The 24,656-nt window shown below is 61.8% G+C and carries 19 protein-coding genes; 16 read left to right on the forward strand and 3 right to left on the reverse strand.

From position 1 onward, the window contains the following. The first annotated feature begins 32 nt into the window (after positions 1-32). The 3 genes from soxC to ACVW17_RS13825 are packed head-to-tail and all read left to right on the forward strand — an operon-like array spanning position 33 to position 2,315. Positions 33-1,283: a sulfite dehydrogenase gene (soxC, locus tag ACVW17_RS13815; RefSeq protein ID WP_456797242.1), complete on the forward strand. Its 1,251-nt coding sequence runs from the start codon at positions 33-35 to the stop codon at positions 1,281-1,283. Beyond that, the gene (locus ACVW17_RS13820) at positions 1,270-1,812 is read left to right on the forward strand and encodes a c-type cytochrome (RefSeq protein ID WP_456797243.1); all 543 of its coding nucleotides are present in this window, start codon (positions 1,270-1,272) and stop codon (positions 1,810-1,812) included. The genes soxC and ACVW17_RS13820 overlap by 14 nt, the downstream gene beginning before the upstream one ends. A 38-nt stretch (positions 1,813-1,850) precedes the next feature. Further along, positions 1,851-2,315: a DUF302 domain-containing protein gene (locus ACVW17_RS13825; RefSeq protein ID WP_456797244.1), complete on the forward strand. Its 465-nt coding sequence runs from the start codon at positions 1,851-1,853 to the stop codon at positions 2,313-2,315. 118 nt (positions 2,316-2,433) lie between these two features. On the opposite strand, the gene ACVW17_RS13830 is transcribed toward ACVW17_RS13825, so the two are convergent. Both ACVW17_RS13830 and ACVW17_RS13835 read right to left on the reverse strand, forming a co-directional pair. Continuing rightward, complete coding sequence (locus tag ACVW17_RS13830; RefSeq protein ID WP_456797245.1) at positions 2,434-4,128, reverse strand: ATP-binding protein; 1,695 nt, start codon at positions 4,126-4,128, stop codon at positions 2,434-2,436. 10 nt (positions 4,129-4,138) lie between these two features. Next, positions 4,139-4,507, reverse strand: a complete 369-nt coding sequence (locus ACVW17_RS13835) for a response regulator transcription factor (RefSeq protein WP_456797246.1) — start codon at positions 4,505-4,507, stop codon at positions 4,139-4,141. Between the two features lie 394 nt (positions 4,508-4,901). On the opposite strand from ACVW17_RS13835, the gene ACVW17_RS13840 reads away from it, so the two are divergent. The 7 genes from ACVW17_RS13840 to ACVW17_RS13870 all read left to right on the forward strand — a co-directional run bounded on the left by ACVW17_RS13840 (position 4,902) and on the right by ACVW17_RS13870 (position 17,720). Beyond that, the gene (locus tag ACVW17_RS13840; protein WP_456797247.1) at positions 4,902-7,019 is read left to right on the forward strand and encodes a ParB/RepB/Spo0J family partition protein; all 2,118 of its coding nucleotides are present in this window, start codon (positions 4,902-4,904) and stop codon (positions 7,017-7,019) included. A gap of 185 nt (positions 7,020-7,204) precedes the next feature. Further along, positions 7,205-11,527, forward strand: a complete 4,323-nt coding sequence (locus ACVW17_RS13845) for a strawberry notch-like NTP hydrolase domain-containing protein (protein ID WP_456797248.1) — start codon at positions 7,205-7,207, stop codon at positions 11,525-11,527. Beyond that, complete coding sequence (locus ACVW17_RS13850; protein WP_456797249.1) at positions 11,527-12,588, forward strand: DUF7146 domain-containing protein; 1,062 nt, start codon at positions 11,527-11,529, stop codon at positions 12,586-12,588. The genes ACVW17_RS13845 and ACVW17_RS13850 overlap by 1 nt, the downstream gene beginning before the upstream one ends. 338 nt (positions 12,589-12,926) lie before the next feature. Beyond that, positions 12,927-13,850 carry a DUF2493 domain-containing protein gene (locus ACVW17_RS13855; RefSeq protein WP_456797250.1) on the forward strand — a complete coding sequence of 308 codons (924 nt, stop codon included), beginning with the start codon at positions 12,927-12,929 and terminating at the stop codon, positions 13,848-13,850. After that, the gene (locus ACVW17_RS13860; protein ID WP_456797251.1) at positions 13,847-14,185 is read left to right on the forward strand and encodes a hypothetical protein; all 339 of its coding nucleotides are present in this window, start codon (positions 13,847-13,849) and stop codon (positions 14,183-14,185) included. Before ACVW17_RS13855 ends, ACVW17_RS13860 begins: the two co-directional genes overlap by 4 nt. Before the next feature lie 413 nt (positions 14,186-14,598). Continuing rightward, positions 14,599-15,801, forward strand: coding sequence for an ABC transporter substrate-binding protein (locus tag ACVW17_RS13865; RefSeq protein ID WP_456797252.1), 1,203 nt, complete (start codon positions 14,599-14,601; stop codon positions 15,799-15,801). Positions 15,802-15,917: 116 nt separating this feature from the next. Then, entirely contained in the window at positions 15,918-17,720 is a 1,803-nt protein-coding gene (locus tag ACVW17_RS13870; RefSeq protein WP_456797253.1) for an AMP-binding protein, read from the forward strand. Between the two features lie 15 nt (positions 17,721-17,735). On the opposite strand, the gene ACVW17_RS13875 is transcribed toward ACVW17_RS13870, so the two are convergent. Continuing rightward, the gene (locus tag ACVW17_RS13875) at positions 17,736-18,248 is read right to left on the reverse strand and encodes a winged helix-turn-helix transcriptional regulator (protein ID WP_456797254.1); all 513 of its coding nucleotides are present in this window, start codon (positions 18,246-18,248) and stop codon (positions 17,736-17,738) included. 219 nt (positions 18,249-18,467) lie between these two features. On the opposite strand from ACVW17_RS13875, the gene ACVW17_RS13880 reads away from it, so the two are divergent. The 6 genes from ACVW17_RS13880 (at position 18,468) to ACVW17_RS13905 (ending at position 24,604) form a co-directional block, all read left to right on the forward strand. Continuing rightward, positions 18,468-19,100, forward strand: a complete 633-nt coding sequence (locus tag ACVW17_RS13880) for a DsbA family protein (RefSeq protein ID WP_456797255.1) — start codon at positions 18,468-18,470, stop codon at positions 19,098-19,100. A 193-nt stretch (positions 19,101-19,293) separates the two neighbouring features. Continuing rightward, positions 19,294-20,028, forward strand: coding sequence for an SDR family oxidoreductase (locus ACVW17_RS13885; RefSeq protein ID WP_456797256.1), 735 nt, complete (start codon positions 19,294-19,296; stop codon positions 20,026-20,028). 12 nt (positions 20,029-20,040) lie between these two features. Continuing rightward, positions 20,041-21,222 carry an acyl-CoA dehydrogenase family protein gene (locus ACVW17_RS13890; protein WP_456797257.1) on the forward strand — a complete coding sequence of 394 codons (1,182 nt, stop codon included), beginning with the start codon at positions 20,041-20,043 and terminating at the stop codon, positions 21,220-21,222. Positions 21,223-21,245: 23 nt separating this feature from the next. After that, the gene (locus ACVW17_RS13895; RefSeq protein WP_456797258.1) at positions 21,246-22,376 is read left to right on the forward strand and encodes an acyl-CoA dehydrogenase family protein; all 1,131 of its coding nucleotides are present in this window, start codon (positions 21,246-21,248) and stop codon (positions 22,374-22,376) included. 15 nt (positions 22,377-22,391) lie between these two features. Next, entirely contained in the window at positions 22,392-23,579 is a 1,188-nt protein-coding gene (locus ACVW17_RS13900; RefSeq protein WP_456797259.1) for an acetyl-CoA C-acyltransferase, read from the forward strand. Positions 23,580-23,599: 20 nt separating this feature from the next. Continuing rightward, complete coding sequence (locus ACVW17_RS13905) at positions 23,600-24,604, forward strand: NAD(P)H-dependent flavin oxidoreductase (RefSeq protein ID WP_076829750.1); 1,005 nt, start codon at positions 23,600-23,602, stop codon at positions 24,602-24,604. The last annotated feature ends 52 nt before the right edge of the window (positions 24,605-24,656 follow it).

The following is a 24,656-nucleotide window of genomic DNA, read 5'->3' on the forward strand; positions in this document are numbered from 1 at the left end:
CCGAGAAATCAACCCTTAGGGAGAGTCTGGCGATGCCGAAAGATTACAGAGACGAGGTGCATTCGCGCCGGTGGTTCTTGACGGCGACGGCGGGAGCTGCCGGAGCAGCCGTCGCTAGTACCGCCTCTGCCGAAACGTTGGCCGACGTGCCCGATCGCGGCCCCGGCGCCGATCTGAGCGCGCATAGCGAACGCTCCCGCTTCGCGAAGCTCGACCGTATTCCGGAGTCCACACCGGGGAAGAGGAACATCGATCCAAGCGATGCCATCAATTCCAAGACGCCCCACCAGAAACTGGTCGGCAACATCACGCCAACCGATCTGCACTACGAGCGTAGCCATTCCGGCGTGCCCGACATCGATCCGGCGCAGCACCGTTTGTTGATCCATGGCATGGTCGGCAAGCCGCTGGTGTTCAGCGTCGACGATCTCAAGCGTATGCCGTCGATCACGCGCATCGTCTTCATTGAATGCACCGGCAATGGCTGGGAAAACTGGAAGAAGGCAGATCCTGATGTGACCGTGCAGAACACTCACGGTCTTGTCAGTACCAATGAATGGACCGGCGTGCCTCTGAAGTTCCTGATCGACCTCGTAGCGAAGGACAAGGAAGCCACCTGGATGCTGGCAGAGGGCGGCGACGGCGCAGGAGTCGACCGCAGCATTCCGCTGACCGACGAGATCATGAACGAGGCGTTCGTCGCCTACGGGCAGAATGGCGAACCGCTGCGGCCGGCGCACGGATTTCCGATGCGTCTGCTGATGCCGGGCTTCGAGGGCAATCTCAACATCAAATGGCTGCGCCGCCTCAAGTTTGGCGCGGCGCCCTGGATGACCCGGTGGGAGACGGCGCGATACACGCAACTGCTGGCCGACGGCAAGGCGCGGCAGTTCCAGCTGCGGATGGAGACCAACTCCGTCATCACGCAGCCGTCGGGCATGATGCAGATCCAGCCGGGCTACAATCGCATCTCCGGATTTGCCTGGAGCGGCCACGGCAAGATCGCCAACGTCGAGATCTCGACCGACGGCGCCAAGACCTGGAGGCAGGCGCAATTGACGCAGCCGGTGCTGTCCAAGGCGCAGGTGCGCTTCCAGATGGATTGGGTCTGGGACGGGAAGCCGACCAAGATCATGAGCCGCTCGACCGACGAGAAGGGCAACGTCCAGCCCGATCGGGCGTCCTTCATCGCCACGATGGGGACCAACGCGCTGTTTCACTACAACGCGCAGCAGACCTGGAGCATCGACGAGGCCGGGAGGGTTCGCAATGTCCTCGCATAACAAGTTCCTCGGCACCGGGATTCTAGCCCTCGGTCTGCTCGCAGCCCCCGCGCTTGCCTTCGATTTCGGCCGCCCGGCGACGCCGCAGGAGATCAAGCTATGGGACATCGACGTCGGTCCCGACGGCAAGGGCCTGCCTGACGGCAGCGGTACGGTCGTGCAGGGCAAGCAGATCTTTGCCGACAATTGCGCGGCCTGTCATGGCGACAACGGCCAAGGTGGCATCAAGGATCGCCTCGTCGGAGGACAGGGGACGCTGGCCTCCAACATGCCGGTCAAGACTGTCGGCAGCTTCTGGCCATATGCCACGACGTTGTTCGACTACATCCACCGCGCAATGCCCTATCCGACGCCGGGCTCGCTCAGCACCGAAGAGACCTATGCCGTTACTGCCTACATCCTGAGCCTCAACGGCATCGTTCCGGCGGATGGCAAGGTCGACAGGAACTCGTTGCCGAAAATCAAAATGCCCAATCGCGACGGATTCATCCCGGATCCCGAATTCGATTTGCGTAAGAATGAGAAATAGCGATGGACCGGAAGAGTATCCGGTGGCCGAGAGCGATCGTGATCGCCTGGTCGATGTTGGCTCCGTATTCGATAGGGATGGCAGGAGAGACGAAGATGGCTGCAGAAGGGTTAATGACGGTGAAGAGTGCGTACGGCGCGTCGGAGACGATGGAACGGTTGAAGGATGCTGTTCGCTCCAAAGGTATGACGATCTTCGCACATATCGACCATGCGGCGGGTGCGAAGGAGGTTGGAATGTCATTGCAGCCTACAGATCTGCTCATATTCGGCAGCCCGAAAGGTGGCACACCCCTCATGCAATCGGTTCAAACCATCGGAATCGATCTGCCGCTCAAAGCGCTGGTCTGGCAGGACGAGGCGGGAGTCACTTGGGTATCCTATAATATTCCGGCTTGGTCCGCGGAGAGACACCGCGTGAATGCCCCGGAGGCGGTTAGAGCAACGAGTGCGGCCATCGAGGCAGTTGTCTCGGCAGCGACTTCGGTGAGCTCGGCTCGTTGAGTCGAGCTCGTGAAGATGGCTGACATTTTAGAGCCGCAATCGACTTCAGCCGATCAGGAACCGGAATATCGAACCAAGCTCGTCGGGTCACGCCGCAGAGGATGGATAAGAGTGCATCTCATTCAGTCGGGTTTAAGACGAATGTGAACTTGGCTCCCTCCGGCATATTGGGTTCGACCGAGAGATCACCGGCGTGAGCTCGAGCTATGGAACGGCAAATCGACAGTCCCATTCCCATGCCGCCGGACTTCGTCGTGTAGAACGGATTGAAAATCCGTTCCATGTGTTCAATCGCAATTCCGGTACCCGTGTCTGCGACCGACACTGCGAGTCCGCCATCATCACGAACTCGAGTCGTTATGCAAAGAACCCTTGCTCCCGCCTTAGATGCCATAGACTCGATTGCATTCGTGACTAAGTTCAAGAGCATTTGTTGCAACTGAACGCGGTCCCCGAGGATCTGGGGCCGCGAGGGGTTGGGTACGTACTGCACAGCTATTTGAAGCCGCTGAAGATCACCGCGTACGAAGTCCATCGTCTCGAAAATCAATTCGTTGACATCGCACGATGTCCTGACCGCGGCCTCCTTTTGGAAATTGGCGCGGACCCGTTCGATAACGGCTCCCGCGCGATGGCCATCGGCGGTTATTTGTCTGAGCGCCGACTTCGCCTTTTCGAGATTGGGGTCCTGGCGATCCAGCCAGAGAAAGCCCGCTTCGGCGCGATTAACCATCGCCGTCAATGGCTGCTTCACTTCATGTGCTATCATCGCCGCGACGGCATCACCCGTCACGAGACGAGCCTCCCGTTCGCGACGTTGCGCAACGAGGGCGCTCAGCAGCTTCGAATACATTCCAGTCGTTTCGTGAAGCAGGAGAATGAGGACCAGAGTACTCGATAGAAATGCGATGAGCCGTACGGCGTACCAACCGTCCGTGTAACGGATCGGGGAAGGGTAGTAGCTTAGAGGAAGATCCATGAAGTAGAAGAACATCACCACCATCAGCCAAAGGTCGAGTGTGGTGCGCCCGCGGTACCAGAGCAGAGCGATCGCAACAACGCTCAGCAATCCGTTCGACATTCCTAAGGCATAGGGATACAGCGGAGTATAGTGCATTGGATCGGCCAATATTCGCGGCAGAAACGGTTCTCCGGCGATGCAGATAAAGGAGACGGTACCCACCAATGTCACCGTAGCGGATATACTCAATCCAACCGCACCTGGTGTCGTAATAAGTAGCGGCGTGTTGAGGCGACTTTCTTTGATTAGAATGTAGCTGATGACGAATGCGGCGAATCCACTCCTCCAGGCTATGTAAAATCCTGCCGCGCTCTGGAGCCCGCCTAAAACGCCCTCACCAGGCTTGAAGACTCCAGGAAGGGTCAGGGTCCAACCGATCAGGATTAGCGCTGTAAATAGGTATCCGCTCGCGATAACGAGAATGGCCGGCAACCGCAGGATGGAAAATTGAGCGAACAGCAATACTGCGGTCACGATATCACAGAGGAGCATCGAGACCACAAGACCCAAAACAAATCCTGGAAGGAGGTGCGGCTCGTTATCGGAAAAGCTGACCGAAACGAAAAACGTTACGATTATTCCGAGCGCGAAGAGGGCCGCCATGCACCGCTGGGTGGTGCCCGGAGTGACGTTCGAAGTGAATAGTATCAAATCGTCCGAAACGGCGTGCTGACCTCTCTTCATCGCGCCATCCTTCAACAAGAAGGGTCTGCGGATCTGACGGTCATTGCCGCTCCTGACAATTCGCCGCTCCGCCTCGTCGAACCACGTCTCATGGATGATGCGGAGCACATCAGCATCCTCACTCCGTCAAGGCGGCATCTAGCACCCTGCGCAATTCTTGGTCGCTAAAAGGTTTCGTCAGACACCCGACTCCGCCCCGACTAACGAGCCGAGCAAATAGAGCTTCGTCGGGCAGGGCCGTGATGAAAATGATCGGAATCGGTCGCCTTTGCTTGTTCAGCACATCTTGCAATTCAGGTCCGGTCATTCCAGGCATTGAAACATCCAGAATAAGACAGCTCGTCCTTTCGACCGCCGATGACGCCAGAAACTCTTCAGCCGAAACAAATGCCTCAACATTATATCCTCGAGCCGCCAGCAGATCTGGCAGCGACTCGCGCACTGAATCGTCGTCGTCCACGATTGAAACGAGAAGCTGTGCAACCATATCGATCCCTGAGCGAGCAGTATCGTTCGCTGGTCGACGGTGTCTATGATACCTTGGTGTCGACCAGGGCTGCTGGAAGCATGCCGAGCAACGCATCCGAGGCAGGTCCGAGAAGCGCTATATCTCCCTGTGCCGGGTGCAGCCCGCGCCGCATCACCCTCGTTCGCCGGCGAGTGCCGGGCTGGTCAGCTGAAATACCCTGAAGGCCAACGGCTGCAGTGCGCCGATGGCCTCTGTCGACGAGGGCGACGAGGAGGCGCGTAATGCGTCCGCCGGCTGTTGCGGCTTGCCTTCGGGGCTGGGCCTCAGAGAGTGAGAGGACGGGCGGTGCAGTTCGTGACGGGTTGGAGGTCGAGAGAGAGTCTTTCGGCCGCCCGTCGCGGAGAATCCGACAATGGCTAGCGCCGTTCAGAAGATTAAACTCAGTCCATCCCGGGACATTCCCTTTAACAAGCTGGTCTTGAGCCAGTCCAATGTTCGCCGGGTCAAGGCCGGCGTCTCGATCGAGCAACTGGCCGAGAGCATTGCGCAGCGTACCTTGCTACAAAGCCTCAGCGTCCGTGCCGTCGTCGATGCCGACGGCATGGAGACCGGCATGTTCGAGGTTCCTGCGGGCGGGCGGCGGTATCGCGCCCTTGAACTGTTAGTGAAGCAGAAACGCATGGCGAAGACCCAAGCGGTCCCCTGTGTGGTCAGGGCTGGCGGTATCGCCGAGGACGACTCACTTGCGGAAAACGACGAGCGCATCGGCCTGCATCCACTCGATCAATTCCGCGCCTTCCAGATCCTCCGCGATGGCGGTATGAGCGAAGAGGAGATCGCCGCACGGCATTTCGTGACGCCGACAATCGTCAAGCAGCGGCTGCGGCTGGCGTCGGTCTCGCCGAAGCTGCATGAGGTCTATGCCGGAGACGGCATGACGCTCGAGCAGCTCATGGCATTCTCGGTCATGGCCGATCACGCCCGCCAGGAGCAAGTCTGGGAGAACGTCAGCCGTTCCGGCTATGACGAGCCTTACCAGATCCGCCGGCTGCTCACCGAGAACACCGTGCGCGGGTCCGATCGCCGGGCGCAGTTTGTGGGCCTCGATGCCTATCAGCGCGCGGGTGGTGGCGTTCTGCGGGATTTGTTCGAGCACGACGACGGCGGCTGGCTTCAGGATGTCGTGTTGCTCGACCGCCTCGTCACCGAAAGGCTCAAAGCCGAAGCCGAGACGATTGCTGCTGAAGGCTGGAAGTGGATCTCAGTCGCCGTAGAGTTCTCCTACGGTCACACCCAAGGGCTACGAGAAATCAAAGGCAAACCTGTCGATCTCTCGCCTGAGGAGCAGGCCACCATCGAGGCCTTGAACGCCGAGCAGGCCAAGCTTGAGGCCGATTACCAGGATGCGGATGAACCGCCCGACGAGATCGATCAGCGCCTCGGCGAAATCGAGGCGGCGCTGGCGGCATTCGAAGAGCGGCCGATGCTCTATGATCCGACCGAGCTCGCTCGAGCTGGAGTCTTCATCAGCATCGACTCCGAAGGACGCCTCTCGGTTGACCGGGGTTACGTCCGGCCGGAGGACGAGGTGCCGGCAACTGACCCTGATGTCGGGCAGGGCGCCGATGCGTCGTCGACCGAAGGTCCAGAAGTGTGCCCTTCCGTCCAGCGAACGGTGATCGCGGTCGCGGGTAGTGCTCCTGATGCCGAAGAGGATGATGAGGACGCGGCCAGACCTCTCCCGGATCGGCTCATCACCGAGCTGACGGCGCATCGGACGCTGGCATTGCGCGATGCGCTGGCGGAAAATCCAGCGGTCGCATTCCAGGCGGTACTGCACAACTTCGTGCTGACGGCCTTTTATCGGTTCGCATCGTCTGGGAGCTGTCTTGAGATAGGCCTTCGCACGCCGAACTTTCCCGCTCAAGCTCCTGGGCTTAGGGAAAGCATCTCGGCCAAGGCTGTCGAGGCGCGGCATGAGGCTTGGAAGGCACGATTGCCGAAGAGCGAGAACGATCTCTGGGATGCGCTGACGGCTCTCGATGGCGGTGCACAGGCATCACTGTTCGCCCACTGTGCCTCATTTGCAGTCAACGCCATCTATGAGCCAGCCAACCGCTACAATCAGGGTCGTGTCTCCGCTCACGGAGTCCGAACGCGTCTCGACCAGGCCGATGTGCTGGCGCGCGCGGTCGGGCTCGACTTGGTGCAGGCTGGCTGGCGACCGACCGTCGACAACTATCTCGGCCGGGTCACCAAGCCGCGAATTCTGGAGGCGGTGCGGGAAGCCAAGGGCGAGTCGTCAGCACAACTGATCGACCATCTGAAGAAGGCCGACATGGCCAAGGAGGCCGAGCGGCTTCTCGATGGCTCGGGTTGGTTGCCGGAGCCGCTGCGTCTTGCGGATCCCGATGTGGCGCCAGTGGAGCAGGAGGGCGAACCGGGCTCGCTGCCTGAATTCCTCGCCGACCAGGAGGATCAGGAGAAAGGCGGCGACGAACATCCGCAGCAGCTCGACGCGGCTGAGTGACATCACAGAGCGGGACGGCTCCGGCCGCCCCGCGGTTGCTTGGGGACCGGTGCTCAGCGCCGGTCCCCATTCTTATGAGCGAGGGCTCAGAGGGAGAGGCAGGCCGGGAAGGTTTGAATCGCCGTGGTCTTGAGGAGAGCGCCTGGTGGTTCGACCCATTCCAGCTCTCCGAAAGAAATCCTGCCATGACCGAATCTCTCGCCGGCGGCACTGCCGCCGCGCCGCTCTCGATGCGTGCCGCTGCAAGTCTCACCTCGGCTGCCGTCAGGGCCGCGCGACAGGTCCTGACCGACGTCGAACGTGGCCGTCACATCGATGCCGCTGTTCTGCGTAGCGCCATGGAGGCGGCCTTCGGCGCCTCGGACACGGCCGGCGCCTGGAACTGGAAGACCGCCTATGACGTCTGCGAGGCGGCAACCGTTCTGTTCCTTCGCAAGTTCGGCCCGGCGATGCGTGCCAGGGCTGGCTCGACGGCAGCAATGCTGCCGATGCTCGCGAAGATCGCGAGTTGTCTGCCGACCCACACGCGGCGTTCTGAGGATAGTCAGGCGCTTCAGCAATTCTCGACGCCGATCCCGCTCGGGCTTGCCGCATGCACCGCAGCTGGCATTACGCCGGCCGATCGCGTTCTCGAGCCATCGGCGGGGACCGGCTTGCTTGCCGTCTTGGCCGAGCTCGCCGGCGGCGCCTTGGTGTTGAACGAGTTAGCCGAGGCCCGTGCGGAGCTGCTCGGTCATCTATTCGCGGGCGTTAAGGTCACGCGGTTCGATGCCGCGCAGATCGATGACCACCTCGATGCGAGTGTTGTACCGAGCGTTGTTTTAATGAACCCGCCGTTCTCCGCGGTGGCGAATGTCGATCGACGGATGGCGGATGCGACCCTCCGGCACATCGCCTCGGCGCTCGCGCGTCTTTGCGACGGTGGACGCCTCGTCGCCATCACTGGCGCCAGCTTCGCACCGGATAACCCAACATGGCGAGATGCCTTCGTTCGTCTCCAGGAACGCGGGAGGCTGTTGTTTTCTGCCGCCATCGACGGCGCCGTCTACGCGAAGCACGGAACACAAATCGACACACGGCTGCTTGTGATCGACAAGCTACCGGCTGCCGATCCGACGGCTTTTCCTGCCTCGCCAGGTGTGGCCGCCGATGCCGCTACCTTGCTTGGCTTGGTGAACAAGCATGTGTCTCCAAGGCTGCCCGTCGCCCCGCCATCGGAGATCGCTGCTATCGGGCGACCAGCGACATCACGATCGGTCGGCGCCGTTGCACCAATTTCTTCGTTCTCTTCGATAAGCGCAGCGCCAGAAGGTGTCGAAGTAGCGTACGAGACGGTCGAATGGTCGCCGCCGGAAGGCGCCCGGCTGACCGATGCGCTTTATGAGGAATACGGACTACAGTCGATCCGCATTCCCGGATCGTGCGCACATCCGACCAAGCTCGTTCAATCCACGGCGATGGCGTCCGTTGCGCCACCGAAGCCATTCTATCGTCCGCACCTGCCGGCCAATGTGATGGCCGACGGAGTTCTGTCGGATGCTCAGCTGGAGAGCGTCATCTATGCCGGGGAGGCGCATTCCGAATTCCTGGCAGGCTCCTGGACGGTCGACACGACCTTTGATGTTGTGGCCGCTGCGCGCGACGACGCAGAAGATGCCGTCCGCTTTCGCCGCGGCTGGTTTTTGGGTGATGGCACCGGTGCGGGCAAGGGACGGCAGGTGGCCGGGATCTTGCTCGACAACTGGCTCAAGGGCCGCCGCCGGGCCGTCTGGATCAGCAAGTCCGACAAGCTGATCGAGGATGCGCAGCGCGACTGGTCGGCGCTCGGCATGGAGCGACTGCTTGTTACGCCCTTATCTCGGTTTCGCCAGCGCACCCAGATCCGGCTATCGGAAGGCGTCCTATTCACCACCTATGCCACGCTACGGACCGACGAGCGTGGCGAAAAGCTTTCGCGTGTCAGGCAAATCGTCGAATGGTTGGGCTCGGACTTTGACGGAGTGATCGTCTTCGACGAGAGCCACGCCATGCAGAACGCGGTCGGGCGTAAGGGCGAGCGCGGCGATCAGGCGGCCTCTCAGCAGGGGCGCGCGGGCCTCAGGCTCCAGCATGCCTTGCCGAATGCACGCGTGGTTTACGTGTCGGCGACGGGCGCCACCACGGTTCATAACCTCGCCTATGCCCAGCGCCTTGGCCTTTGGGGCGGCGCCGACTTCCCGTTTGCCACGCGTGCCGAGTTCGTTGAAGCGATCGAGGAGGGCGGCGTCGCGGCCATGGAGGTGCTGGCGCGGGACCTCAAGGCGCTCGGTCTCTATGCGGCCCGCTCATTGTCCTACGAGGGCGTCGCGTACGAGCTTGTCGAGCACCAGCTGACGCCCGAGCAAGTTCGCATCTACGATGCCTATGCCGAGGCGTTCAGCGTCATCCATAACAACCTCGATGCGGCGATGCGGGCCGCTAACATCACCGGCGCAACGGGAACGCTGAACGGGCAGGCCAAATCAGCGGCACGCTCCGCCTTCGAAAGCGCGAAGCAGCGCTTCTTCGGCCACCTCCTGACTTCGATGAAGACCCCGTCGCTGGTCCGATCGATCGAGCGCGACCTTGAGGCTGGACACGCGGCAGTGATCCAGATCGTTTCGACGGGCGAAGCGCTGATGGAACGCCGGCTCGCCGAGATCCCGACTGAAGAATGGGGTGACGTCCAGGTCGACATCACGCCGCGCGAGTATGTTCTCGACTACCTCGCCCACTCCTTCCCGGTCCAGCTCTACGAGCCCTTCACCGACTCTGAAGGTAACCTCTGCTCCCGGCCTGTCTATCGCGACGGCCAGCCGGTCGAGAGCCGGGAAGCCGTCGCACGACGCGACCGCCTCATCGAGAAGCTTGCATCACTACCGCCGGTACCTGGGGCACTGGATCAGGTCATCCAGCGCTTCGGCACCGAACTTGTCGCCGAGGTGACGGGCCGCTCGCGCCGCATCGTTCGCAAAGGCGACCGGCTGGTGGTCGAAAATCGAGCCGGCTCCGCCAACCTGGCTGAGACCTCGGCCTTCATGGACGACGTCAAGCGTATCCTCGTCTTCTCCGACGCGGGTGGCACGGGGAGAAGCTACCATGCCGAACTGTCTGCCCGGAATCAGCGGTTGCGCGTGCATTACCTGCTCGAGCCGGGTTGGAAGGCCGATGCTGCGATTCAGGGGCTTGGCCGCACAAACCGGACCAACCAGGCGCAGCCGCCGCTGTTTCGCCCCATCGCGACTGACGTCAAGGCCGAAAAGCGCTTTCTCAGCACCATTGCCCGCCGGCTCGATACGTTGGGAGCCATTACGCGTGGTCAGCGCCAGACCGGTGGGCAGGGCTTGTTTCGCCCCGAGGATAATCTCGAAAGCCAATACGGGCGCGATGCATTGCGTCAGCTCTACACACTGCTCGTGCGAGGCAAGGTCGACGGGTGCTCGCTTGGGAGATTCGAAGATGCGACCGGCCTGAAGCTCATGGATGCCAATGGGCTCAGGGATGACCTGCCGCCGATCACGACCTTTCTGAACAGGTTATTGGCGCTCACCATCGACCTCCAGAATGTGCTGTTCACCGCCTTCGAGCAGCTCTTGACCGCTCGGATCGAAGGCGCGGTTGCATCCGGCACCTACGACGTGGGGTTGGAAACACTCCGTGCCGAGAGCTTTGTCGTCAACGACCGGCGAACGATCTATGACCATCCGGGGACTGGCGCCGAGACCCGGCTGCTCACGGTCATACAGCGCCAGCGCAATCATCCGGTGAGTCTGGATGACGCTCTTGCTCGTCTTTCCGACCGTCAGGCCGTCCTGCTGGTCAATGAGCGCTCGGGACGAGCCGCCGTGCAGGTCCCCGCGGCGAGCGTCATGCTCGATGACGGCGAGATCGAGCGGCGCGTCAGCCTGATCCGGCCGATGGAGCAGCATCGGGTCCCCCTAAACATGATGGCAGAAAGCCATTGGGTCGAAGCGGACCGTGGGCGCTTCGCTGCGGCCTGGCTGGCGGAGCTTGCCGAGGTGCCCCAGTTCACGGAAAGCACGATCCACGTTGTGGCGGGCTTGCTGCTCCCCATCTGGAAGCGGCTGCCGAACGAATCGACCCGCGTCTATCGCCTTCAGACCGATGCGGGCGAGCGCATCATCGGCCGCAAGGTTTCTGCCGCGTGGGTCGCAAACGTCCTTGCGACGGACGCGCCTTCGCTGACACCGGCCGCCGCCTTTGCCGCGCTGATGGAGGGACGCACAGTCCTCGAGCTCGTGGAGGAGCTCCAGCTTCGCCGCGTCCGGGTGATGGGCGCCTACCGCATCGAGCTATCGGGTTTCAACGACACTATGCGCGATCGCTTGCGGGCCTACGGCCTCTTTGGGGAGATCATCTCCTGGAAGCTGCGCATGTTCGTGCCTACGGACGCACGCGGCATCGAGGTCCTGTCGAGGGTGCTCGACACGTATCCGGTAGCGCGCATCGGCGAGCGGGAGGCCGCCTGATGTCCCGCGATGCTTCCGAACTGGCACGCCGACTCGCGCGCGAAGCCGAGGCGGTGTGCAGACACTATCTCTCCAATGGCAAGCGGGCGGGGCGGTACTGGGTGGTCGGCGACGTGCACAACACACCGGGCCGCTCGTTGTTCGTGCGGCTGCACGAATCGCCGAAGGGACCCGCTGGGAAATGGACCGACGCCGCAACGGGCGAACATGGTGATCTCCTCGACATCATCCGCGAAAGTCTGGCCTTGCGAGACTTTCGCGAGGTCGCCGAGGAGGCGAGGCGCTTTCTGAAGCTGCCTCGTTCTGAGGAGCAATCACTCCCGAGACCCGTTCGTCCAGTCGTGCCGGCCGGATCGCAGGAAGCCGCCCGTCGACTTTTCGCGATATCCAGCCCGATCGAAGGGACATTAGCCGAGGCGTACTTGCAGCGTCGCGGAATTACTTGCATCAACCATGGTGGCAGCTTGCGCTTCCATCCTCGTTGCTACTATCGACCGGACCAGCATTCGTCGACCGAAACCTGGCCGGCGATGATAGCCTCTGTCACGGACCTCGAGGGACGCATCACCGGCGTGCATCGCACCTGGCTAGATCCACACGGCTTTGATCGCGTGCGGCTCGGCAAGGCCCCGATTGACACGCCACGACGGGCCATGGGTGACCTGCTCGGCAACGCCGTTCGCTTCGGCGTGGTTGACGACGTGCTCGCTGCGGGCGAAGGGATCGAGACCATGCTGTCGCTGCGTTATGTACTGCCGACCTTGCCCATGGCCGCCGCGCTCTCGGCCAATCACCTGGCAGCCATGTTGCTGCCATCTGGTCTGCGTCGGCTCTATATTGCCCGCGATGACGATGCTGCCGGAGATGCCGTACAGGCTATTCTCACCCAGCGCGCGAAAGCCGTCGGCATTGAAGCGATCGCATTGTCGCCCCGGCTGGGCGACTTCAACGAAGATCTGCACATCTTCGGCCTTGAGGCTCTCCGAGCAGCGTTGCTACTTCAACTCGTACCGGAGGACGTCGTCCGTTTCCTGCATTCTTCGATGGCGACCGCGGAATAGCCCCGGCAATTCGATGGGCGTCGACAGGTCGGTCGCGGTGCGGCCACTGCCGGAAGAGGACGCGACCACGGCCTTCTAGAGGGCGATCGGACGGCAAGCGGCTCGGGCCGGCAATGGCTGCGTCCGGCTATTTTCCGCCGCGCGCCGGCGACGAGAAGACACATTAGCCATCTGGCGAGCGCGCTTTGCACCGCGAAGCAAAATAGCCGGCCTCCGCCATCCTCCGCTGCGCTTCGGCCCTCCGCTCTGCTCTGGGTTCTGGCCCGTTCCGCCTGCCGTCTGAGTGATCGCCACGAAGGCCGCGATGGTCGCGGCCGATCCGGCAAAGGATCGCCTCCATGACCGACCACGATGACATCGAACCGCCGCACGCCGCATCTGCGACCGAACACGTTCTTGCCGAATTGCAGCTCTTCGGTTACCGCCCCTTCGACGACCAGCCCGATCCACGGCCGCTTCCCGAGGGCAGGATCATTGCCGGTGCCGTCGCTGACATCTTCGATGCCCTGGTCGCCACGTTGAGCGACACGCGGCTCGAGCCGGACCTCGACGATCTGCTCTGGTCGACTGTCAACCTGTTCCATCGTGCCGTCGACCGCATCGGTCGCCAACTCGACGACAACGAACAGGCGCAACAGAAGAGTCAGCGCGAGCAGGACGGTTCCGAAGTTCGGTCCGTCGAACTCGAACGCATCACGGCGGAAGGCATCACGCTGATTGAGCGCCGCAACTGCCTGGAGCTCTTCCGTGATCAGGCCATAGAGCGCTTCGAGACTCACACCGGCTCATTCTGGCGCCCCCGATCGGGATCGCTGGTGAACCATCGTACGCTGACCGCAGCGATGATCGACTCCCGCGACTTCATCGCGGCCAAGCGTCGCGCCGAGACCGAGGTCATGCTGCCCGCTGGGCCGAAGATCGCGCTCACCGGAGGGCTCGACTTCAACGACCACCACCTCATCTGGGATCGTCTCGACAAGGTTCACGCCAAGCATCCCGACATGGTCCTGCTCCATGGAGGCTCCCCGAAGGGTGCCGAACTGATCGCATCCAAATGGGCGACCATCCGCAAGGTGCCTCAGATCGCCTTCAAGCCTGATTGGACGAAACATGCCAAGGCAGCACCGTTCAAGCGCAACGATGCCATGCTCGAACTCCTGCCGATCGGCGTCATGCACTTCCCGGGCACGGGAATTCAGGACAACCTTGCCGACAAGGCGAAGCGGCTCGGCATCCCTGTCTGGAGGTTCGGCAGCGCGTGAGCGCCGCTTTTTCAACTGAAGTCGTCGAGACGAAATTGCTCACGCCGCAACTCCGCCTCGTTTCGGTTTCATATCCAGAGTTGCGCCGTGGTGGTGGTGGAAGGCGCGACTGGTACAGCTATGCACATGGAGCCACCACCATGCTCGCTATTGGGCTTGTTCTCAACACACTCGGCATCGGCTTGTTCTGTTGGGCAATCTTTACGCTCGCTGTGTATGCTCTGCCGTTTTTCGTCGCACGCGACTGGCCATCGATGACCCGGCTGACAGGTTCAGATGACAGGCCCGGTGGGAAGGCGGGATCTCCGAACGCCTCGGTTCTGGACGTCGCGTAAGACGGAGGCAGGGCCAGCGGACAATAGGTAGGCCTTCTCCCGCATCGATGAAGTCGATACCGACATCGGGAGCGGACGCGATCTCATCCTCTTTGGGGCTAACGTCCGTAACGAAGAAGAGCGAGCCGGCCTCGCGGTCGGGCCTTGCTTCCAGAGGAGGCGCACGGAGCCCACGCTGCGCTCTCATTGTAAGTTCTTTAAATGAACTAATAATGCATGCCGTCATGGGCGGCGCACCCCTAGCTGCTGTCCTATAAAATATGGCGCTGCAGTCAGCCGCGCTGCCCGATTTGCAATCTTCTTAACTTGACGAGTTCTAAAAAAGAACGTTATGGTGACGGGAACGGTTGATGCCGAGCGACGCCGTCAACTGAGAAGAAGCCCCGAAGAGGGCTGCTCTGGGAGGGGTTCCGATGTGGACGACGTGCAGGAATTTTACCGCTCTAATCGTCCTGCTCTTGAGCGGGTCGGCATTCGCGGCTGAGGAGCCGGGAGTTACAGCGACTGAAATCAAAATCGGAGGGGTGTTTCCCTTCAGCGGACCCGCATCATCGATCGGGCTCGTCGGCAAGGGACTAACCGCCTACATCCAATCGGTGAACGACCGCGGCGGCATCAACGGCCGCAAGATCAATTACATCGCCTATGACGATGCCTATAGCCCACCAAAAGCGGTGGAGCAGGTTCGCAAGCTGGTCGAGAGCGACGAAGTCGCCTTCATGTTCGGCCAACTCGGGACTCCGGGCCTTTCGGCCACAGCAAAGTATTTGAGGGCGAAGGGGATTCCGAGCATCGCGATCGTCAGCGGCTCCTCCAAATTCACCGACGTCTCGGCCTACCCGCTGACCACCACCGGGCTCGTCAGCTACGACACTGAAGGAAAGATCTACGCCAAATATCTGGCCAAGGCGCTCCCGCGTGCCAAATACGCGATCCTCTACCAGAACGACGACCTCGGCAAAGACTACGTCAACGCCTTCAGAGCATTCCTCGGCAAGGACTACGATCGCAAGGTCGCCACCGCCTCCTACGAGGTCACCGAACCGACGGTAGATTCCCAGATCAACATCCTCAGGAGCTCGGGTGCGGAAGCGCTAGTGATCGCGGGGACGCCGAAGTTTGCAGCGCAGGCGATCCGCCAGGCCTACCTGATCGGCTGGAAGGCGACTGTCATCGTCAACTTTCCCTCCAGTGCGGTTGGCGGAACGCTCGCGCCGGCCGGTCTCGACAAGTCAATCGGCGTGATCGTCGGGACCATCAACAAGGACATCGGTGATCCCACCTGGAAGGACGATCCCGCGATGCAGGCCTATCGGGCGTTTCTCGACAAGTACCTGCCCGGTGTCGATATCACCAACGGCAGCTATCTGACCGGCTATCAACAAGGCATCCTGCTGGAGCAGATCCTCAAGCAATGCGGCAATGATCTTTCGCGCAAGAACATCCTTGCGCAGGCCAAGAACCTGAGGGATTTCGTCGTGCCGACCGCGCTGCCCGGGATCAAGGTCAACACCAGCGAAGCCGAGAATACGATCTGGACCCAGATGCGCCTGCAGCGCTGGACCGGCACGACCTGGGAAGCTTTCGGCGAGGTGCTGGACGCCAAGTCCGACTGAGCGCGCAGCAGTCAGGGTCGCGGGTGCGGCATGGAGGCCGCCCGGCGCTGCCATCCGCAAGACGGCATGCGCGCAGCGCGCGATCGCCCTTCACCAGTTCACGGAGATCATTTTCAATGTCGACGAAGGCACTCACGTTTGCAGCGCGGGAAGTGTCCATCGCGCCGCGGCCCGACGGCACGCTCATCCTGAGCTCACCAATCGAATGGACGCCGTGCGAATGGCGGATCACAGAGTTTCTGCCGCACTGGGCCGCCGCCACTCCGGACCACACCTTCCTCGGCCAGCGTAATTCGCAAGGGAAATGGGACGAGATCACCTATGGACAGGCGTGGTCGCAGGTTCAGGCGATCGGCCAGAGCCTAATCGAGATGGGCGCAAAGCCGGGCGACAATCTGGCCGTGCTGTCTGGCAACTCGATCGAGAACGCGGTGATTTCCTTTGCGGCGATGTCCATCGGAGTCGTCCTGGCGCCGATCTCGCCGAACTATACCTTGATGCCCGGCGGCCTCGCGCGTCTGAAGGACATCGCGGAAGTGCTGCGACCGAAGTTCGTCTTCGTTCAAAACGGTCATGAATTCTCCGCCGGCCGGGTCATTCCCGAATTAAATTCCCCGACATGGATCAGCGTTGATGGCGCGCCGGGGACAGTGCCGTTCAGCGCCATGAACGACAGAACCGGAAGTGCGGGATTTGCCGAGGCATCGCGCAAGGTCTCGTGCGACGCGGTCGCCAAGATTCTCTTCACGTCGGGCTCGACTGGCTTCCCCAAGGGAGTGCTGAATACCCACCGCATGATGGCAAGTTCGCTGCAAATGGGCAGCTTGCTGGTGTCGCCTCCCCAAGCGCCGGTCCAGGTCGAGTGGCTGCCCTGGCATCACACAATGGGCAGCAATGTCATCCTCCATGGCATCCTCAAGAACGGCGGCACGCTCTACATTGATGATGGTCGTCCGCTGCCGCAGCTGTTCCACAAGACCCTGGCGAATTTGCAGGAGATCTCGCCGACGGCGATGTTCAACGTGCCCGCGGGTTATAATCTACTGTGCGATGCCATCGAAAAACACGCGGAGCTCGGCAAGAGCATATTCAAGCGGATGGACCGATTGAGTTATGCTGGCGCGGCCATCTCGCAGAACACGTTGGAGCGACTTTACCAGCTGACCGCGTCGATCACCGGCCGACGCATTCCCGTCATGTCGGGCTACGGTACGACGGAAACCGCGCCGACGATCAGCACGACGCATTGGGCGACGGACCAGCCCGGAGAAATCGGTCTTCCGGCGCCGGGTCTTCAACTGAAGCTGATTCCCGTGTCCGATACCTATGAGGTGCGGGTGAAAGGTCCCAACGTCACGCCCGGCTATCTCGGACGGCCGGATCTCACCGAGGAGGCGTTTGACGACGAGGGCTTTTACCGGATTGGCGACACGGTCTCCTTCATGGATCCGCAAAAGCCGGAGCGGGGATTGCGCTTTACCGGGCGGATTTCCGAGAACTTCAAGCTTGCGAACGGAACCTGGGTGGCGATCGGGCAGATGCGCGCCGCCATTCTGGCCGCGACACGCGGCGTTTTGCTGGATGTCGTCGTCGCAGGAGAGAACCGCCCGTGCTGCAGCTTGTTGTGCTGGCTCAACCCGACCGAGGCGGCGCGCATTTCGCGAGATCGCTCGACCGATCTGAATTCCGACTCTCAAGTGATCCAATTCCTCCGGGAGCGCTTCCAGGAGTACAATCAAATTGTCGGCAGCAGCGAGCGAATCCGTTCGTTCTCGCTGCTGAAGGACCCTCCCTCGATCGCGGCCGGCGAGATCACGGACAAGGCGTATATCAACCAGCGTGCGGTGCTGAAAGGGCGCGCGGAGCAGGTTGAACGTCTCTACAGCAATGAACCATGCGAGGATGTGATCGTAGTCTAAGCAGGTGCGGTCCGCTCAAGCTGCCCGGTGCCGCGCCTTGGTCTTTGACGTTTCCGCCTCCACAACCAGGCGCCGCTTGCTGGCGCCGGGACCAGGATGAGTATGAACCTCCTTGGCAGTGACGGGTTCGCCGCATTCCGAGCAAACCATGACCGGATCGAAATCCTTGCCGCATTTGCGGTGTTGATGCAGCAGCGGCCGACCTCGCTCGTCCACCATGTGCATGTCGCCCCAATGCACGATTGCCATCATGATTGGATAGAGGTCGAGTCCCTTCTGCGTCAGGATGTATTCGTGACGCTTGGGAGAGTCCTGATACGGGACCCGTCGCAGAATACCCTGCTGGACCAGCTTCTTGAGTCGTTCGGCGAGCAGATGGCGCGTGATTCCAAGCGCGGATTGAAATCCCTCGAAGCGACGGGTGCGCAGAAAGCACTCGCGCAGGATCAAGAGGGTCCAGCGATCGCCAATCACGGAAATGGTCCTGGCCATTGAGCATGGCTCTTCTTCGAGTTCCTTCCACTTCATTGCGGTCTCCACATCCGGCCCCGGTCGGTTCGAATCGGGGCCGGCAACGGTTTAATGCCAGAGCATTCTAGATAGGTACTAATCCCCAAACAATACCTCGAAGCCGCTTGATCGGCCGAGGAAAGTCCGATGCAAGTTGACAGTTCTATTTTAGAACTATAGACAGACTTAGGCGCCCGACCTCGACCCAGTCATCGGGCTCTTCCGGAGGAAGCCGACATGATCCCGAAAGTTGAATTCCTGTTCGATTTCGGCAGCCCGAACGCCTATCTGGCGGAGACTGCCATTCCCGGCATCGAGCGCCGCACCGGTGCAAAATTCGAATATGTCCCAATCCTTCTCGGCGGGATCTACAAGGCGACCGGCAATATGTCGCCATTTGATTCGCTTCGCGGAATCATCAACAAGCCGGAGTATCAGGCGCTCGAGACCCAGCGCTTCATTCGCCGCCACAACGTGACCAAGTTCCGGCAAAATCCGTTCTTTCCGGTCAACACGCTGATCTTGATGCGCGGCGCGGTCGCGGCGCAGTTTGAGGGGCTGTTTGAGCCCTATTTCCGCGCTGCCTATCACCATATGTGGGAAGAACCGAAGAAGATGGATGATGCGGAAACGTTCCGGAGAGCCTTTGTGTCTTCAGGGATCGACATCGATCGCATTGTCGCGCGTGCGCAGCAGGACGACGTGAAGAAGAAGCTGATCGATCTCACCGGCGATGCGGTCCGCCGCGGCGCGTTCGGATCGCCGACATTCTTCGTCGGCAAAGAGATGTTCTTCGGAAAGGATCAACTGCGCGACGTAGAGGAATCCATCGTCGAGCAAAGCGGTGGAGCGCGCTCCAGGACGGCCTGACTGGGCCGCGCCCGTGGAATCGAACTGGAGCGAGCAGGGCATCAGTTTGCCGCTACTCGCTCGCCAAATATCAATTAACGAGTTCTAAAAAAGAACGTTCGGTAAGGCGCGCAGGGTAGTCTTGATCGAGGCCTGATCGTCTTGCCGAGCAGAGTCCTTTGGGGCGACGCATTATCTTACAGGGAGTAGACCTTTGAAGAGAAACGCAACAGTGGCTGTAATAGGCGCCGGCGACTATATCGGCGGCGAGATTGCCAAGAAATTCGCCTCCGAGGGCTTCACGATCTTCGCCGGCCGCCGCAGCGGCGACAAGCTCGCGCCGCTGGTCAAGGAGATCGAGGCGGCCGGCGGCGAGATCCACGCGCGCTCACTCGACGCGCGCAAGGAGGAGGAGATCACCGCGTTCCTCAACGACGCCGACAAGCATGCGCCGCTGGAGGTCTGCATCTTCAACATCGGCGCCAACGTCAATTTCCCGATCTTGGAGACCACCGAACGGGTGTTCCGTAAGGTCTGGGAGATGGCCTGCTATTCCGGCTTCCTGGCCGGACGCGAGGCGGCGCGGCTGATGACGGCGCGGGGCGAGGGCAACATCTTCTTCACCGGCGCCACCGCGTCGCTGCGTGGCGGTAGCGGCTATGCCGCCTTCGCCAGTGCCAAGTTCGGCCTGCGTGCGGTGGCGCAGGCGATGGCGCGTGAGCTCGGTCCGAAGAACATCCATGTCGCGCACCTGATCATCGATTCCGGCGTCGACACCGAATGGGTGCGGCAGCGCCGCCTCGAGGCACTCGGCCCGAACGCGCTCGACAATCCCGATCTGCTGATGCCGCCGGCATCGGTCGCCGGCGCTTATTGGCAGCTCTACCAGCAGCCGAAGAGCGCCTGGACTTTCGAGCTGGAGATCCGGCCGTTCGGCGAGAAGTGGTAGGGAGCAGGTCAGATGGAGCTCGCGCTATCCCCGGACGATGCGGCGTTTCGAGACGAGGTTCGCGCCTTCATCAAGGACAATTATCCGGCGGAGATGCGCGTCGCCAACCCGGAGACCGATCTCAGCAAGGAGCAGATGCTGCTGTGGCATCGCATCCTGCACAAGAAAGGCTGGATCGCGCCGCTCTGGCCCAAGGAATATGGCGGGCCCGGCTGGTCGATCACCCGCCGCTTCATCTTCGAGCAGGAGACGACGCGTGCGGGCACGATGCCGCCGCTGGCGTTCAGCGTCACCATGGTCGGCCCCGTGATCTATACATTCGGCAACGACGCGCAGAAGCAGAAGTTCTTGCCGCGTATCCTGTCCGGCGAGGACTGGTGGTGCCAGGGCTATTCGGAGCCGGGCTCCGGCTCGGATCTCGCCACCGTTCGTACCAAGGCGGTGCGCGACGGTGACCACTATATCGTCAACGGCCACAAGACCTGGACCACGCTGGCGCAGCACGCCGACTGGATCTTCTGCCTTGTTCGCACCGATCCCACGGCGAAGCCGCAGTCCGGCATCTCGTTCCTGTTGATCGACATGAAATCGCCCGGCGTTACCGTTCGCCCCATCATCACCATCGACGGTTCGCACGAGGTCAACGACGTATTTCTGGAGAACGTCCGCGTGCCCGCCGAGAATTTGATCGGCGAAGAGAACAAGGGCTGGACCTACGCAAAATTCCTGCTCGGCAATGAGCGCACCAGCATGGCCGGGATCGGCCGCTCGACGCGCTATCTCAACCGGCTGAAGAAGATCGTCAAGGCCGAGATCCCGGAAGACGATCCGGCGCACCTTGAATTCATCAGGGACATCGCCCGCGTCGAGCTCGATGTGCTGGCGCTGGAGGCGACCGAGTTGCGCGTCGTCGCGCAGATGGCGCGCGGCATCGACCCGGGACCTGCGGCCTCGCTGTTCAAGATTCGTGGCACCGAGATCTTCCAGAACATCACCGAGCTGACGCATCGGGCGATCGGCAATTACGGGCTTGCGATCCGCGAGCATCCGGTCAGCGCGAATCACTTCATGCCGGGGCCGGATTACGGCCACACCGCCTCGGAGAAGTATCTCAACTCGCGCAAGCTCTCGATCTACGGCGGATCGAACGAGATCCAGCGCAACATCATCGCCAAAGCGGTGCTCGGACTCTGACGGCCAAGCCAGGAGAGGATCGGATGGATATCCAGTTCACGGAAGAGCAGGAATTGCTGCGGTCCAGCGTCCAGCGCCTGCTGCGCGATCGCTATGATTTCGACGCGCGGCGCAAGATCGTGGCCAGCGAGGAGGGCTGGAGCCGCCGGCAATGGCAGGAGTTTGCCGAGCTCGGTCTGCTCGCTGCGCCGTTCTCGGAGAGCGTCGGTGGCCTCGGCGGCGGCGAGCTGTCGACGATGATCATCATGCACGAGTTCGGCCGCCATCTCGTGGTCGAACCGTTCGTCGAGACGATCGTGCTCGCCGGCGGCTTGATCGAGCGGCTGGGATCGGAGGCGCAGAAGCAGGCGCTGATTCCTGGTATCGTCGACGGAACGAGCATCTGGGCGTTGGCCACGACCGAGAAGGGATCGCGCTTCGATCCGGCTGATGTCACCACCGCGGCTCGTCGCGAGGGGCAGGAGTACGTCCTCAGCGGCGAGAAAGCTGCGGTGATCGGCGCGCCCTGGGCGGACCGCCTGATCGTCTCCGCCCGCACCTCGGGACATCACCATGACCGCAGCGGCGTCAGCCTGTTCGTGGTCGACCGCCACGCGGCCAATCTGCATCTCCAGAGCTTCAGGACCATCGACGGCCGCCGGGCCGCCGAGATCAGCCTGAACAATGTCCGCGGCGAGCTGCTTGGCCGGGAGGGTGAGGGCGTCGCTGCGCTGGAAGCCTGCCGCGACCGCGCCATCGGTGCGCTCTGCGCCGAGATGGTCGGAGCGATCGGCGAGCTGAACGACGCAACGCTGGACTATTCCAAGACGCGCAAGCAGTTCGGCGTGACCATCGGCGCGTTCCAGGTGCTGCAGCACCGGATGGTCGACATGTTTATCGCGCATCAGGAGGCGCTGTCCCTGATGCAGCATCTCAATCTCAGCCTCGGCGCAGGCGAGGCGGGCATCTCGCGGCTCGCCTCGGGCGCCAAGTCAAAGATCGGCTATGCCGGCAAGTTCGTCGCCGATCAGGCCGTGCAGATCCACGGCGGCATGGGCATGACCGACGAGCTCAATGTCGGTCACTACTTCAAGCGCATTTCCGCGATCAACATCCAGTTCGGCGATCCCGCCTACCACGTTCTGCGCTACGCGCAGTTCGGCGCGGCCGCCTGATCCAGAGAGGCAAACATGACACCTGATGCAGTGATCGTTTCCACCGCCCGTACCGGCGTGGGCAAGGCCTATCGTGGCGCGCTCAACAACACCGACGGGCCGACGCTGGCGGGTCACGTGATGGCCGAGGCTGTGAAACGCGCCGGCATCGCGCCCGGCGAGGTCGAGGACGTGGTGATGGGCTGCGCCATGCAGCAGGGCACCATGGTGATGAACGTCGCTCGCAAGGGTGCGATCCGCGCTGGTCTTCCAGTGACTGTTGCCGGCACCACGATTGACCGGCAATGCGCCTCCGGCCTTCAGGCGATCGCGGTCGCGGCGCGCTCGGTCATGCTCGACGGCGTCGAGATTGCAATCGGCGGCGGCATCGAGTCGATCAGCTTGGTACAGAACGACCACATGAACAAGTTCCATGCCGTCGACCAGGATCTCATGGCGATGAAGCCGGAAATGTACATGTCGATGCTGGAGACCGCAGAAGTGGTCGCCGAGCGCTACAAGATCGGCCGGGACAAGCAGGACGAATACAGTCTCGAATGCCAGCGTCGGGTCGGCGCCGCGCTGCAAGGCGGCCGCTTCAACGACGAGATCATCCCGATCACGACCAAGATGGCCGTGCTCGACAAGGACACCAAGCAGGTCTCCTACCAGCAAGTGACGTTGGCAAAGGACGAAGGCCCGCGTCCCGACACCACGGCGGACGGCCTCGCCAGGATCAAGCCGGTATTCGAGGGTAAGACCATCAGCGCAGGCAACGCCAGCCAGCTCTCGGATGGCGCGTCGGCCTGCGTGATCATGAGCGACAAGATCGCGGCGCAGAAGGGACTGAAGCCGCTCGGCATCTTCCGCGGCTTCGTCGCCGCCGGCGTCGAGCCCGACGAGATGGGCGTTGGGCCGGTTGCCGCGATCCCGCGGCTGCTCAGGCGCCACAATCTCAAAATCGACGACATCGACCTCTGGGAGCTCAACGAGGCGTACGCGGTGCAGGTGATCTATTGCCGCGACAAGCTCGGCATCGACCCCAACAAGCTCAACGTCAACGGAGGCTCGATCGCGATCGGCCATCCCTATGGCATGACTGGCGCGCGGCTCACGGGGCATATCCTGCTCGAGGGTCGGCGACGCAAGGCGAAATATGGCGTGGTGACCATGTGCATCGGCGGCGGCATGGGCGCCGCTGGCCTCTTTGAAATCGTCCACTGATCGGAAAACGGAGTTTTCACGTGAAGACAGCAATCACCGAATTGTTCGGCATTCAGCATCCAATCATCCAGGGCGGCATGCATTACGTCGGCTTCGCCGAGATGGCGGCGGCCGTGTCGAATGCCGGCGGCCTCGGCATCATCACTGGGCTGACGCAAAAAACGCCGGAGCTCCTGGCGAAGGAGATCGCACGCTGTCGCGACATGACGGACAAGCCGTTCGGCGTAAACCTGACCTTCCTGCCGACACTGTCGGATCCGCCTTATCCGGAATATATCGCCGCGATCGGCGAAGGCGGCATCAAGGCGGTCGAGACGGCGGGCCGCAGCCCGGAAGCCTATATGCCTGCGCTGAAGGCGGCCGGCATCAAGGTGATCCACAAATGCACCTCGGTGCGGCATTCGCTGAAAGCAGAGAAGATCGGCTGCGACGCCGTCAGCGTGGACGGATTCGAATGCGGCGGCCATCCCGGCGAGGACGACATCCCGAACATGATCCTGCTGCCGCGGGCGGCGGATGAACTGAAAATCCCGTTCGTCGCCTCCGGCGGCATGGCGGATGGACGCAGCCTGGTCGGCGCGCTTGCGATGGGCGCCTCCGGCATAAACATGGGCACGCGCTTCGTCGCCACCAAGGAAGCCCCGGTCCATGACAACGTGAAGCAGGCGCTGGTCAAGGCGACCGAGCTCGACACCGTTCTGGTGATGCGCGCATTGCGCAACACCGAGCGCGTGCTCAGGAACAAGGGCGTCGACGAGCTGCTCGAGATCGAACGCGAGAAGGGCGCAGACCTGAAGATCGACGACATCCTCGACCAGGTGGCCGGCGTTTATCCGAAGGTCATGGTGGATGGCCAGATGGATGCGGGTGCGTGGAGCTGCGGCATGGTGGTCGGGCTCATCCACGACATTCCGACGGTGAAGGAGCTGATCGACCGCATTATGGCGGACGCCGAGCGATTGATCAGGGTCAGGCTGACGGGGTTCCTTGATGCCGACAGAGTGGCCGACCTCAAAGTTGCGTGAAGCTACGGCGCGGCAGCTCGCGCCCTGCGCATGACATCCCCATTCGCTCAGC

Source organism: Bradyrhizobium sp. USDA 4473 (genome assembly GCF_054063335.1).

Coding starts and splice junctions, on each gene's coding strand:
- ACVW17_RS13890 (WP_456797257.1), top strand. CDS start 20,041: ATGGAGCTCGCGCTATCCCCGGACGATGCGGCGTTTCGAGACGAGGTT.
- ACVW17_RS13880 (WP_456797255.1), top strand. CDS start 18,468: ATGATCCCGAAAGTTGAATTCCTGTTCGATTTCGGCAGCCCGAACGCC.
- ACVW17_RS13875 (WP_456797254.1), bottom strand. CDS start 18,248: ATGAAGTGGAAGGAACTCGAAGAAGAGCCATGCTCAATGGCCAGGACC.
- ACVW17_RS13865 (WP_456797252.1), top strand. CDS start 14,599: ATGTGGACGACGTGCAGGAATTTTACCGCTCTAATCGTCCTGCTCTTG.
- ACVW17_RS13840 (WP_456797247.1), top strand. CDS start 4,902: ATGGCTAGCGCCGTTCAGAAGATTAAACTCAGTCCATCCCGGGACATT.
- soxC (WP_456797242.1), top strand. CDS start 33: ATGCCGAAAGATTACAGAGACGAGGTGCATTCGCGCCGGTGGTTCTTG.
- ACVW17_RS13900 (WP_456797259.1), top strand. CDS start 22,392: ATGACACCTGATGCAGTGATCGTTTCCACCGCCCGTACCGGCGTGGGC.
- ACVW17_RS13895 (WP_456797258.1), top strand. CDS start 21,246: ATGGATATCCAGTTCACGGAAGAGCAGGAATTGCTGCGGTCCAGCGTC.
- ACVW17_RS13850 (WP_456797249.1), top strand. CDS start 11,527: ATGTCCCGCGATGCTTCCGAACTGGCACGCCGACTCGCGCGCGAAGCC.
- ACVW17_RS13820 (WP_456797243.1), top strand. CDS start 1,270: ATGTCCTCGCATAACAAGTTCCTCGGCACCGGGATTCTAGCCCTCGGT.
- ACVW17_RS13845 (WP_456797248.1), top strand. CDS start 7,205: ATGACCGAATCTCTCGCCGGCGGCACTGCCGCCGCGCCGCTCTCGATG.
- ACVW17_RS13870 (WP_456797253.1), top strand. CDS start 15,918: ATGTCGACGAAGGCACTCACGTTTGCAGCGCGGGAAGTGTCCATCGCG.
- ACVW17_RS13855 (WP_456797250.1), top strand. CDS start 12,927: ATGACCGACCACGATGACATCGAACCGCCGCACGCCGCATCTGCGACC.
- ACVW17_RS13835 (WP_456797246.1), bottom strand. CDS start 4,507: ATGGTTGCACAGCTTCTCGTTTCAATCGTGGACGACGACGATTCAGTG.